The organism is Virgisporangium aliadipatigenens (genome assembly GCF_016863615.1).
GTDB lineage: Bacteria > Actinomycetota > Actinomycetes > Mycobacteriales > Micromonosporaceae > Virgisporangium > Virgisporangium aliadipatigenens.
The window spans coordinates 162,877-175,533 of sequence record NZ_BOPF01000015.1 but is presented as its reverse complement, the minus strand read 5'-3'; the positions used below and the strand labels follow the sequence as shown (position 1 = coordinate 175,533).

6 protein-coding genes are annotated in these 12,657 nt (G+C 73.5%); 2 read left to right on the top strand and 4 right to left on the bottom strand.

Going from position 1 to position 12,657, the window contains the following annotated elements; translation table 11 throughout:
• Positions 1 to 20 precede the first annotated feature (20 nt).
• The gene (locus tag Val02_RS22085; RefSeq protein ID WP_203901048.1) at positions 21 to 1,898 is read right to left on the bottom strand and encodes a Xaa-Pro dipeptidyl-peptidase; all 1,878 of its coding nucleotides are present in this window, start codon (positions 1,896 to 1,898) and stop codon (positions 21 to 23) included.
• A gap of 187 nt (positions 1,899 to 2,085) precedes the next feature.
• Between Val02_RS22085 and Val02_RS22080 the strand changes: the two genes are divergently transcribed.
• The gene (locus Val02_RS22080; protein WP_203901047.1) at positions 2,086 to 2,976 is read left to right on the top strand and encodes a hypothetical protein; all 891 of its coding nucleotides are present in this window, start codon (positions 2,086 to 2,088) and stop codon (positions 2,974 to 2,976) included.
• A 124-nt stretch (positions 2,977 to 3,100) separates the two neighbouring features.
• Here Val02_RS22080 and Val02_RS22075 read toward each other — a convergent pair whose 3' ends face one another.
• The 3 genes from Val02_RS22075 to Val02_RS22065 are packed head-to-tail and all read right to left on the bottom strand — an operon-like array spanning position 3,101 to position 10,858.
• On the bottom strand, positions 3,101 to 6,259 hold the full coding sequence (locus Val02_RS22075) for an AfsR/SARP family transcriptional regulator (RefSeq protein ID WP_203901046.1): 3,159 nt from the start codon (positions 6,257 to 6,259) through the stop codon (positions 3,101 to 3,103).
• Between the two features lie 5 nt (positions 6,260 to 6,264).
• Positions 6,265 to 8,694 carry a putative bifunctional diguanylate cyclase/phosphodiesterase gene (locus tag Val02_RS22070; RefSeq protein ID WP_203901045.1) on the bottom strand — a complete coding sequence of 810 codons (2,430 nt, stop codon included), beginning with the start codon at positions 8,692 to 8,694 and terminating at the stop codon, positions 6,265 to 6,267.
• Positions 8,695 to 8,725: 31 nt separating this feature from the next.
• Positions 8,726 to 10,858, bottom strand: coding sequence for a putative bifunctional diguanylate cyclase/phosphodiesterase (locus Val02_RS22065; RefSeq protein WP_203901044.1), 2,133 nt, complete (start codon positions 10,856 to 10,858; stop codon positions 8,726 to 8,728).
• A 122-nt stretch (positions 10,859 to 10,980) separates the two neighbouring features.
• Here Val02_RS22065 and Val02_RS22060 point away from each other — a divergent pair, with 122 nt between their 5' ends.
• Entirely contained in the window at positions 10,981 to 12,648 is a 1,668-nt protein-coding gene (locus Val02_RS22060; RefSeq protein ID WP_239153235.1) for a RecQ family ATP-dependent DNA helicase, read from the top strand.
• Positions 12,649 to 12,657 lie beyond the last annotated feature (9 nt).

Here is a 12,657-nt window from a genome sequence, read left to right as displayed (position 1 = left end):
CGGGCGTCGTCGCGTTCGGGTCAGGCGTGGCTCAGCGGCAGGATCGCGTGGCTGACGCCGAGCGAGAGGCCCACCCGGGTGCCGGCCGGGTACCGCAGCGTGTAGTCGCGGTCGGTGGCGATCACCACGATCCCGATCCGGTGGCCGGCCGCGAAGATGTGGTCCTGCGGCTGGAGGTCCCAGCTGAACGTGTACGCCCGGTCCCCGTCGATCGGCTCGGTCACCGACGGCGAGTGGCGGTTGCGCACGTCGAGCCAGCCCCGCGAGACGATCTTCCACGGGGTGTTCTCCGTGACGTAGGCGCGCTTGGCGAAGCAGCCCGGGTCCTCCGGGATGCCGGGGCCGATGCAGTCGGTCTCGGTGAGGCGGACGATGCCGGCGAAGCGTTCGCCCGGACCGTAGTCGACCAGCAGCGCGGTGAGGAACGGCGCCGGCCCGTCGACCGTGGCGCGCACCGTGACGCGGGCCGTGCCGGACAGGCGGGTGGCCCGGTCCAGCGGGGTGCTCAGGTAGGCGAGCCGGTTGGGGTCGGCCGCACCCTCGCCGTCGACCAACTGTTCGGCCGTCTGGGCGGGATCGTCCACAAAGGACTGCTGCTTGCCGATGCCGAGCGGCAGCCGGTTGAGCGTGCCGGGGCGGCTGTCGGCGGCGCCGCCGAAGAAGAGCGGCGTGGGCAGCGTGCCCGGAACGGGCCAGGTGCGGCTGGTCCGCCAGGTGCCCGGCGCGGTCTCCACGTCGGCCATGGGCGTGCGCATGATGCCGTTGTCGATCTTGTGCAGCCAGAAGTCGAACCAGCGGTGCAGCGTCGACAGCCACTCCGCCCGCCGTACGTTGAACGGGTCCGTGTGGTTGCCCTGGTGCAGCCAGATCTTGCGGGGCACGTTGCGCGCGGCGAGGGCGTCCCACCACTGGCCGGCGTGCTTCGTCTTGACGTTCCAGTCGTTGAGGCCGTGCACCAGCAGCACGCTGGCGCGCACCTTGTCGACGTCCTTGAGGTAGTTGCGTTCGTGCCAGTAGGGGCTGTAGTCGCCGGTGACCCGGTCCTGCTTCGCCTCGATGTCGTCCATCAGGGCCGAACAGACCTCCGGATTCTGCCGGGTCAACACCGCCCTGGCGAGCACGTCCAGATCCTCGCCCTGGAACGTGCCGGGCGCCACCACGCCGCCGTTGGCCCGGTAGTAGTCGTACCAGCTGGAGATGGCCGCGATCGGCACGATCGTCTCCAGCCCCTTCACGCCGGTGGAGGCCACCGCGTTGGGCAGGGTGCCGTTGTAGGAGACGCCGATCATGCCGGTCTTCCCGGTCGACCAGGTGGCCTTCTTGTCCGACCCGTCGGCCGCGAACCCCTTCGCCCGGCCGTTCAGCCAGTCGACGACGGCCTTCATCCCGAGCGTCTCGTTGGGCGCGCCGGAGGTGGGGCAGCCCTCGGAGCCGCCGCTGCCGAGACTGTCGGCGAAGACGACCGCGTAGCCGCGCGGCACGAAGTAGTTGTCCAGGTAGCCGGCGAAGATGATCGACTCGGCGGCCCGGTCGGCCGTCGGCGGGGCGGCCCGGCGAGTACCGGCCCCGCGGTCGACGTCGTCGTGGTTGGGCACGTCGTTGAGGCCCGCGTAGTACGGGCTGGGCTGGAAGATCACCGGCACCTTGAGCCCGCGTTCGGTCTCCGCCGGCCGGATCACCCGAACGGCCACCCGGTCCCGCCTGCCGTCGCCGTCGCTGTCCACGGCGGACTCGACGGTCAACTGCTCGCGGATCGCCTGGGTGTAGTCGAAGACGGGTTGGGTCACGCCGTCGGTGACCACGATCTGCGGCCGGTCGGGAACGGCCCCGGCCGGCGCGGCGGGCGCCAGCACGGTGCCGGCGACCAGCGCCCCCGCCAGCAGACGTCGGACTCGCATGGGGATGCCTCCTCGCATCGGCTCGACAGGCCTCGATCAGGCTATTGCGAACCGTCGATGCGCAGAACCCTCCATGTACCCCACATATGCAGCCCGGTGCGAACGTGTCCGCACCACTCCGACGGGGGTCGGCGTCGGCCACGGGGGACGACGTCGGCTGGAGTGGGTCAGCGAATGGGGGTTCTCCGTGGAGCTACCGGGCGGCCGCGCCACATGGGCGGTCGCGGTCGGCGGCCTCGACACCAGGGAGGGGAACTTCTACGACAACTGGGTTCGCCTGGGCCACTACCGGTTCGGGGCCGACGCGTCGGTGCGCACAGACTGGTGGCGGTGGGAACAGGTCGACGAGCCGCGCACCGTGGACGCGTGGGCGGGGTGCGGCGTGCGGACGGTCGACGGGTTCGGCGGGGGGCCGGTGGGCGGGTACCGGGGCGGCTGGACGCGGCAGCCCGACGGCCGGCTCTGCATCGGGTGGACCCACGACACGACCGGCCGAACGCTCACCACCCCGCGCGTCGAGCACTGGTGCGTCGACGGGGAACGCATGTGGAGCCCCACGTTCGACCGGGAACCGGTGGCGGTGCCGGCGCCCGGGCAGTTCAGCGACCACACGGCGACGTTCGGGGTCGGGTACGCCACCGCTTCGCCGCGCGGCGGCTTGCTCTTGTCGCCGCACTTTGCCGGCGCGGCCGTCGTGGCCGTCGGGGGCGTTCTGGTGCGGGAGACGATCGAACCCGTACCCGGCCGGGCCCTCGGGACCTGCCTGCACCTGGTGCGCCGGGCGACGGCGTGCACCGCGGAGCCGTTCCCCGGGGCGGGGGTGCACCACGTCACGCCGCACGCCGACGGGTGGCGCGACACCGAGTGGTACCGCTGCCCGGGCGGCGGTCACGCCCGGCCGCTGCTGCGGGTGCTGAACGACGCCGGACGGGTGCGCGGATGGGTGGGCGTGGAGGCGTTCACCCTGATCGACCCGCGGACCGGGCGACCCGACGGCGACCCGGCCACCGCCCGCTTCGGCCTGCTCGACCTGGTCCGTCCCGGCCCGGCTACCGGGTCGGGCGGCCGCGGGCCTTGACGTTGCCCCGGCTGCGCACCGTCGCGACGGCCCGTCCGCGTCAACCGGGCGTCGACGTGATCGGCCGGCGCGGCGCGCACGACGGCAACGTACTACGCCCGGATCGATCCCACGGCCTCCCGCCCTAGGCGCGGGTGGGGATCTCGGCGGCCAGCCGTTCGACGGTGGCGCGGCCGAGCCGCCATCCCGTCTCCGTGTAGATGGCGACGGCCGCCGCGAACTGCTCGGCCGCCTCCGCCGGGTCGTCGCGCCCCAGCAGGATCTCCGCGAGCGCCAGGTGCGCGTCCGCCTCCAGGATCCGGTGCTCCGTCCGGCGCGCGTCGTCGAGCGCGGTCCGCACGACCGGTTCGGCGCGTGCCGCCGCCGAGTTGTCCACGCGGAACTCCGCCAGCGCCAGCTCCAGCGCCGTCTGGATGCGCACGAAGGAGCCGTAGACCCGTTCGGTCTGCAGGTGCGCCGCCCGCACGTGCTCCAGCGCGAGCCGATGATCACCCGCCGCGGCGTGTGCGGCGGCGGCCGCCCGGTGCGCGTTGTACACGAGCCACGGGTCGTTCGCCGGGCCGAGCAGCGCCAGCGCGGCCATCGCGTGATCCCGCGCCGCCGCCGGATCGCCGGTCTCCACGGCCAGCGCCGACATCTCGATGTGCACGTCGGCCTCCACGTGCACCCGCCCCCGCAGGTGGCCGATCCGGCGCGACTCCGCGAGGTGCTCCCGCGCGAGTTCGTGCTGGCCGAGGCCGACCCGCAGGTGCCCGAGATAGCCGAGCACCTCGATCTCCTCGTCGCTCGAACCGACCGCGCGGGACAGCCGCAGCGCCTGCCCGAAAACGTCGACCGACTCCGCGGGACGGCCGACCCGCAGCAGCCCGAAGCCGAGGTTGGTCAGCGTGATCGCCTCGCCGTCGGTCCACCCGATCGCGCGGTGCACCTCGAGCGCCGCCCGGTGACTCTCGATCGCCTTGCGGTTGTCGCCCATCTCGGCCTGCACCACGGCGAGATTGCTCAGCGCGGTCGCCTCGGCCCGGCGCCAGCCGGCCACCCGGGAGAGCGCCAGCAGCTCGTCGAAGCGCAGCAGCGCCTCCGGGTACGAGCCGGTGAACTGCGCCCGGCTCGCCGCGCACAACGCCGCCGACGCCCGCGCCAGCGGATCCCCGGCCGCCGCGGCGGCATGGGTCGCCGCGGCGGCCACGCTGTCCAGGGCCACCACGTCCCGCACGCGCGTCAGGTGCCCGCGCAGCGCGTCGGCGAGCAGCCACGCCACCGCGAACGGCCCCTGCACCGCCGCCTGTTCGCAGGCCGCCACCACGTTCGGCAGCTCCGTGGTCATCCACGCCCACGCGGTCGCCCCGTCCAGCACCGTGTCGAACGTGGGCCGTGCCTCCTCGGGCAGCCGCAGCACGTGCCGGTGCAGCGCCGTGGCGGCCGCGTCGGCCCGTTCCAGATAATGATCGAAAAGGCGGGAGACGGCCGCGTCCGCGTCGTCCTCGGCGAACGCCCGCTCCCGCGCGTACTCCCCGACCAGATCGTGGAACCCGTACCGCTCGTCCCCGCGGCGCTGCAACAGGTGCGCGCCCGCAAGCCGGTGCAGCTGACGGCCGGCGACGGCGGACGACAGCCCGGTCAGCGCGGCCACCGCGTCCGGCCCGAAGTCCGGCCCCGGCACCAGCCCCACCAGCCGGAACGTGCGCCGCTCCGGCTCCGTGAGCGCCTCGTACGACAGGTCGAACGCCGCCCGCACGGCCAGCGACGGATCGCCCTCGACCTCCAGCCCGTCGAGCGTCGCCGCGCGCAGCTCCGCCACGTGCCGCGCGATCGGCCGCTCCGGGAACTCTGCCAGGTTGGCCGCCGCGATCCGCAGCGCCAGCGGCAGGAACCCGCACGTCGCGACCAGCTCCGCGGCGGCCTCCGGCTCGGCGGCGATGCGCTCGTCGTCCAGCACGGCGGCGATCAGCGACACCGCCTCCCCGTCGCTCATCGGCTCCAGGATCAACTGCCGCGCGCCGTCGCTCGCCACCAGCCCCGGCAGCCGGAACCGGCTCGTCACCAGCACCACGCTGCCCGGGCTGCCCGGCAGCAGCGGCCGCACCTGCTCCGCCGACGCGGCGTCGTCGAGCACCACCAGCACCCTGCGGTCGGCCAGCAGCGACCGGTACAGCGCGGACGCCTCCTCCAACCCGTCCGGGACGGCGTCGGCCGCCACGCCCAACGACCGCAGGCAACGCGTCACCGCCTCGTACCCGCGCAGCGCCGGCCGGTGGTCGAACCCGCGCAGGTGCACGAAGAGCTGGCCGTCCGGGAAGCGCGCCAGGGCCCGGCGGCCCCACTCGACGGCCAGTGCGCTCTTGCCCACGCCGGCCGCCCCGACGATCGCGATGACCGCCGTCGTCTCCCGCCGGGCGGCGGCCGTGGCGACCTGGTCCAGGCGGGCCAGTTCGGGGGCGCGGCCGGTGAAGCGGCCCGAGGAGGGCGGCAGCTCCGCCGGGGCGGCCGGACGCACGGCCGGCTGTGCGGCGGCGTGCGCCGCGGGCGGGTCGAGCTGCGGGTCGCGGGTGAGGATCTGGTGGTGCAGCTCGCGCAGCGCGCCGCCGGGCTCGATGCCCAGTTCCTCGTCGAGGACCACCTGGGCGCGGCGGTAGGCGGCCAACGCCTCGGCCTGCCGGCCCGCGCGGTACAGGGCGAGCATGAGCTGGGCGACGAAGCGTTCGCGGTAGGGGTGGCGGGTCACCAGGCCGGTGAGCTCGGCGACGAGATCCGCCGCCCGGTGGTCGGCCAGGTCGGCGTCGATCCGCTGCTCGATCACGACCAGGCGGCGTTCCTCCAGGCGGGAGGCCTCCCGCACCAGGGGCGGGCAGTCGTCGTCGAGGTCGGCGAAGGGCCGGTCCCGCCAGAGCGACAGCGCCGCCCGGAACGCCTCCCGCGCCGCCCGCAGGTCACCGCCGTGCAGCGCCGCCTCGCCGTCGCGGGCGAGCCCGTCGAACCGGCCTATGTCGATCTCGGCCGGGTCGAGCGCGAGCCGGTAGCCCGGGCGGCCGTTCCCCTCGACCGCCGCGACGCCCAGCGCCTGCCGCAGACCGTGGATGTAGGAACGCAGGTTGTTGCGCGCGGAGGCCGGTGGCGCGTCGCCCCACAGCGCCTCCGTCAGTTCGGCGACGGTGTGCAGTTCCCCCGGGCGGCACACCAGCACGCCCAGCAGGAGCCGCTGCTTCGGCGGCCCCAGCGGCACCTGATCACCCTCATGGCCGGCAAGCTCCAGCCTGCCCAGCGCACGGATGCGGATCGGCATGTCGTTCATCCGGCGGGCTGGCGCTCCACGCTGTGGCCGCCGGCCGGCTGGCGCTCGCTGTGCCCGCCGCGCCCGAGGAACTCCGCCATCGCCTCCGGGGCGAGCGGCGCGGCGTACAGGTAGCCCTGGCCGTACTTGCAGCCGAGCGCGCGCAGGCGGCCGGCCTGCACGGGTTCCTCGATCCCCTCGGCCACGGTGTCCATGCCGAGCGTGGTGGCCAGGGCGATGACCGCCTGGGTGAGCGGTGCGGGGCCGCCGCGTCCCGCCAGTTCGGCGGTGAACGTCTTGTCGATCTTCAGGGTGTTGACCGGCATCCGCCGCAGGAACGCCAGCGACGAGTAGCCGGTGCCGAAGTCGTCGATCGCCAGGTGCACCCCGAGGCGGCCCAACTCGCCGAGGCGTTCGATGGCGGCCTGGTGGTCGTGGCCCAGCCCGCTCTCGGTGATCTCCAGCGTGAGCCGGTCCGGCGGCAGGTCGCTCTCCCGCAACGCGCGCGCGACGTCGGTGACCAGGTCGGCGCGGTGCAGGTAGCGGGCCGACAGGTTGACGTGCAGCGCGAACGGCCGGCCGTCCGGCGTCGCCTGCCACCAGAGCGCGGCCTGGTGGCAGGCGCGTTCGAGCACCCAGCGGTCGATCTCGGTGACGAGGCCGGTCTCCTCGGCCAGCGGGATGAAGTCGCCCGGCGCCACCGACGTGCCGTCCGGGCGCAGCCAGCGCACCAGCGCCTCCGCGCCGTGCACCGCCCCGGTCACCAGGTCGACGATCGGCTGGTAGTGGACCTGGAACTCCTCGCGCGTCATCGCACCGTTGAGCGCCGCCTGCAACCGGTGGCGGGTCAGCATCGTGTCCAGCATCGTCGCCTCGAACACCCGCCAGCCGCCCTTGGCGTGGTTCTTCGCGGAGTACATGGCGACGTCGGCGTTGCGCAGCAGGTCCGCCACGGGCGGTTCGCCGCGCGGCGCCAGGGCGATGCCGACGCTGGCCATCACGGTCGCCGGCACGCCGCCGGTGGACAGCGGCTCCCCGAGCGCCGACACGATCCGCCCGGCGACGCCGCGCGCCGCGCTCTCCGGCTTGGTCATCCGGTCGTCCGGCTCGATCACCAGCACCGCGAACTCGTCGCCGCCGAGCCGCCCGAGCAGCCCCGTCTCGGGGACGGCCCCGCGCAGCCGATCGGCGACGGCCGTGAGCACCGCGTCCCCCACGTGATGGCCGAGGCTGTCGTTGATCACCTTGAAGTCGTCGAGGTCGATGAAGAGCACCGCCACCGTCGCGCCGGTCCTACGGGCGTCGGCGAGCGCCTCGGTGACCCGTTCGGTGAAGAGCGCGCGGTTGGCCAGCCCGGTCAGCGGATCGTGGAACGCCTGATGCCGCAGCTGCCCGGTCAGGCGAACGTTGGCGGAGATCAGCCGCGCATTTTCCCACAGGGCGGCGAGCTGGCGGGCGATCACCACGACCCCGAGGGCGAGCACGCCGGCCATGACCGCCCACTCGCGCTCCGACAGCCCGGGGCCGAGCACCAGCAGGAGCAGCACCAGGGTGCCGACGACCGTCGCGTACGGCAGCGCCGCGAAGAGCATCCGCACGCCGCGCCGGGTCAGATGCCGGCCGGCGGGCCGGGTCGGGTCCGGCCGCCACCGCAGCTGCAGCCGCACGCCGAGCACGACCAGCACGAACGTTCCCACATAACTGATCGACGCGATCCGCCCGCCGACGCTGCCCGCACTCGGCGCGGCCGCCGTCGTGACGGCCGCGGCGACCGAGCCGACCACGAGCATGGCGGTGGTGGTCGGCCGGAACACCCGCGAGCCGGCGAGGCTGATCCGCAGGACCGCGAACCCGGCGACGACGGTCAGCGCCGGCAGGACCAGCCCGTCGGAGATCTGGTCCCAGGCGTCCTCCGGCCGCCACCGGTCGCCGAAGACGAAGTACCAGCTGAACGTCGCGCTGCCGAGCAGCACGGCCGTCACGTCCAGCCCCATCCGCAGCCGCTCCGGACCGCTGCGCCGCGGCGTCGGGAACGTCGCCAGCGCCGCGATCGCCAGCGCACCGCCCACGGGATAGAAGAGCGTCTCGCCGACGTCGCGGTCCTCGTACCCGTCCAGCACCATGGCGAGGTCGACCACCATGCCGACACCGAAGGCGACCATGGCGCCGGCGAGCATGCGCCAGTAGCGCGCCGCCGGTACCGGCTGGCCGGCGTCGGCGGCCACGAGCCACATGCTCCACGCGACGAGCGCGACGAAGACCGGCGCCAGAGTCAGGAACACGGCCCGCTGGGTGCCGGCCGGCCCGAACGCGAACCACAGCACGGCGAGTGCCGCCAGGAGAAGGGTCCCGACGGCCACGGGATCGATCCGGCCCACGCGTCCCGCGACACCCACCGGTGCGTCCGGGACCGGGTCGGGTCGGGTCATCGTCGGCGGTCTCCTCACGGCGGAACCGTCACCCCGGCCCGCAGAGCGCTCATGGTAGGACACGACCGTCGTGAATACCGTCCCGCTCGAACACGGGAATCCGGTCCGGGCGGCCCGGCCGTCCGAAGTGCCAGCCCTGCCCCAGGTCGACCCCGAGCGCGGCCAGCCGGTACGCCTGGTCGGCGGTCTCCACACCCTCCGCCGTCACCGAGATCCCGACCGCGTGCGCCAGCGTGACGACCGACTCGACGATCCGTTCGCCGACGACGTCGGCCTCGGGAGTGCGGATCCCGGCCATGAACGAACCGGCGAGCTTCAACCCGTGCACCGGCAGATTGCGCAGGTACGCCAGGTTGGAGTAGCCGATGCCGAAGTCGTCGATGACGATGCGCACGCCCAGTTCGGCCAGGCGGCGCAGCACCTCCACCGGCCGGTCGTACGAACGCATCACCGCGCTCTCGGTCAGTTCGAGCTGCAGGTTGGCCGGCTCCAGTCCGGTGTCCTTCAACGCGTCGACGACGTCGGCGACGAGGTCCCCCTCGGTGCACTGGCGGGCCGACACGTTAACGCTCACATAGGCCGGGTCCGCCCGTTCGGACTGCCAGAGCGCCGCTTTCTCGCACGCCTCGCGCAGCACCCACCGGCCCAGCGAGACGATGTTGCCGGACTGCTCGGCCGTCGGGATGAACAGGTTGGGCGAGAGCACCCCGCGCTCCGGATGCCGCCAGCGCACCAGCGCCTCCGCCCCGCGCAGGCTGCCGTCGTCCAGCGACACGAGCGGCTGGTACTCCAGGAAGAACTCCTGGCGGGCCAGCGCGGCGGGCAGCTGGTTGGCCAGGTCGTAACGCAGGGTCTGCTCGGCACCGCGCCGCGCGTCGAAGATCGCCCAGCGGTTGCGCCCGTCCGCCTTGGCCCAGTAGAGGGTGGCGTCGGCGGTGCGCAGGATCTCGTCGGGGTCGGTGCCGGTCGCCGGGCGTTCGACGATGCCCACACTCGCGGAGACGGACAGCTGGTGACCGTCCACGGTGACCGGCTCGGACAGGGCGGAGAGGAGGTCGTCGGCGAGCGCGGTCGCCTCCTCCGGGGCCCGCGTCCCCGCCATCACCACGACGAACTCGTCCCCGCCGACCCGCGCGACGAAGTGGCCGGCCCCGTTGACGCAGCGGCGCAGCCGCTCGGAGACGGTCACCAGCAACTGGTCGCCGACGTGGTGGCCGAGCGTGTCGTTGACCATCTTGAACTCGTCGAGGTCCACGTAGCAGACGCCGATCCGCCCGGACGGCGTCGCCGACACGAGCACCTCGGAGAGCCGGTCGTAGAGGAGCGCACGGTTGGGCAGCCCGGTCAGCGGGTCGTGGTGGGCCTGGTGCTGCAACTCCCGCTGCAACTGGTGCCGGTCGGTGACGTCCTCACCGATGGCGATGACGTACTCCGGCTCGCCCTGCTCGTCGCGGACGACGGCGAGGCTCAGCATGGTCCAGCCGACCGTGCCGTCCTGGCGCAGGAACCGCTTCTCCACGCGCACCTTGTCGCGCCGCCCCGCCACGGCCAGCCGCTCCAGCACCTCGCGCCGCACGGCGGCCACGTCGTCCGGGTGGAAGAACTCGAAGAGCGCGCGGCCGACCAGTTCGGCGCGCGGCACACCGAGCATCTCGGCGAGCGCGGGGTTGGCCTCGACGAGCACGCCGCGCAGGTCGCTGACCGCGACGGCCACCCCGGCGGCGTCGAACATCGCCCGCGCCCGGTTGCGGTTGTCGAGCGCGGAGCGTTCGGCCAGAGCGAGTGCGCTGAACGCCCGCTCGCGCACCCGCGCCTGCTCGGCGAGCGTGCGTTCGTGGAGGGCGCGGGCGAAGCCGGCGGCGACGCCGCCCAGCAGCGCGGCCATCCGCCGGCGGGACACGGCGTCGACCCGGCCGACGCACTCGGGCACCTCGGCGAGCAGCGTCACGCTCGCGTTGAGCGCGTCCGGACCGGTCAGCCCGGCGGCGACCAGCTCCGCACCGACCTCCAGGCCGGCGTCGCTGTACTCGTGCTCCAGGGCTTCGGCGAGGTGCCCGGCGAAGCCGAGCAGCAGGCGGTGCAGGTCGGGCGCGCGTACCTCGAGATGACTGGTGTGATCGACCGCGCCGGCCCAGCGGCGGACAAGACTCTCGAGCCCCCCGCCGTCCGCGTGCAAGCGCATCACCACCCTCCGGGCGCACACTAGCGCAAATAGGCCTCATCTTTGATCCGTCGGCACGCTGATTGACAACTCGCTCATCGGACCCGTTTCCGCGCGTGCGCCAGCGGGTACCCTGCCGCGCGATGACCGTCGCCGACTCCCTGCGCCGCGCCGCCCGCGGCCTCATGGCTCCGCGCCAGCTCCGTAAGGTCGCCCGCGACCGGTTCGGCTATCCCGACCTGCGCCCCGGGCAGCTGGAGGCGATGCGCGCCGTCCTGTCCGGCCGCGACGCGTTCGTGGTGATGCCGACCGGTGGCGGCAAGTCCGCCGTGTACCAGATCCCGGGTGCGCTCCTGCCCGGACCGGTGATCGTGGTGTCCCCGCTGCTGGCGTTGCAGCAGGACCAGATGGCCGGCCTGACCGAGCGCGACCCGAGCCTCGGGCCGGTGCGGATCAGTTCCGCCGAGTCCGCCACCGAACGCCGCGAGGCCCTCGAAGCGCTTCGCGAGGGCACGGCGAAGTTCCTCTTCGTCACGCCGGAACAGCTCGCCGACCCCGAACGCCTCAAGGAGATCAAGGCGACGAAGCCGGTCCTCGTGGCGGTCGACGAGGCGCACTGCATCTCCGCGTGGGGCCACGATTTCCGCCCCGACTACCTGCAGCTCGGGCGCGTCGTGCGGGAACTCGGCCGGCCGCCCGTCGTGGCGCTGACCGCCACCGCGTCCCCGCCGGTGCGCGAGGACATCATCGACCGGCTCGGGCTCACCGATCCGTACCTGTCGGTCTTCGGGCTGGACCGGCCGGAGCTGTTCCTGGAGGCGGTGCAGTGCACCACCGACGAACAGCGCTGGCAGCGCCTGCTGATGCGGCTGAAGGAGAGCACCCCGCCCGGCATCGTGTACGCCGCCACCCGCCGATCCACCGAGGAGCTGGCCGAACGCCTGACCAAGGAGGGCTTCGGCGCGATCGCCTACCACGGCGGCATGTCGGCCGGCGAGCGCGAACGCCGGCACGAGGCGTTCCTCGCCGACGAGGCGCCGATCATGGTGGCCACGACGGCGTTCGGCATGGGCATCGACAAGCCGAACATCCGCTGGGTCAACCACGTCACGCTGCCCGACTCACCCGACTCCTACCTGCAGGAGATCGGCCGCGCGGGGCGCGACGGCGAGCCGGCGCAGGCGCTGCTGCTCTTCCGCACGGAGGACACCGGGCTGCGCAAGTTCTTCAGCGGCGGCGGTCTCGACGAGGAGGAGGTGCTGAAGCTCGCCACCGTCGTGTCGCTCGCGCCGCATCCGGTCTCCGCCGCACAGCTGCGCACCGAGACCGGGTTCGGGCCGCGCAAGACCGCCCAGATGGTGTCACTGCTGGAGCAGGTCGGTGCGGTGGTGCACCGTTCCGGGGGGAAGCTCGCGGCGCCGCGCTACGCGCCGTCGCCCGAGGAGGCCGCCCGCGAGGCGTGCGCGCAGGCCGAGCGGTTCCAGACGGTGCAGCGTTCGCGGATCGACATGATGCGCTATCTCGCGGAGACCACCAACTGCCGTGGACAGGCACTCCTCGCCTATTTCGGGGAACATCTGGAGCACCGCTGCGGCCACTGCGACAACTGCGCGGACGGCTCGGTGGAGGCGATCGCGCCCACGTCGGCGGAGCCGTACCCGGTGCACAGCACGGTGCGCCACGCCGAGTGGGGCGACGGGATGGTGCTCCAGTACGAGGGCGAACGGATGACGGTCCTCTTCGACGACGTCGGCTACAAGACCCTCTCCGTGCCGGTGGTCGTGGAGCAGGGACTGTTGAGTGATGTTTGAAAATTGCGC

Excerpts from the sequence above, each read along its gene's own strand:
- Val02_RS22075 (WP_203901046.1), bottom strand. The coding sequence starts at position 6,259 with ATGCCGATCCGCATCCGTGCGCTGGGCAGGCTGGAGCTTGCCGGCCAT.
- Val02_RS22065 (WP_203901044.1), bottom strand. The coding sequence starts at position 10,858 with ATGCGCTTGCACGCGGACGGCGGGGGGCTCGAGAGTCTTGTCCGCCGC.
- Val02_RS22085 (WP_203901048.1), bottom strand. The coding sequence starts at position 1,898 with ATGCGAGTCCGACGTCTGCTGGCGGGGGCGCTGGTCGCCGGCACCGTG.
- Val02_RS22060 (WP_239153235.1), top strand. The coding sequence starts at position 10,981 with ATGACCGTCGCCGACTCCCTGCGCCGCGCCGCCCGCGGCCTCATGGCT.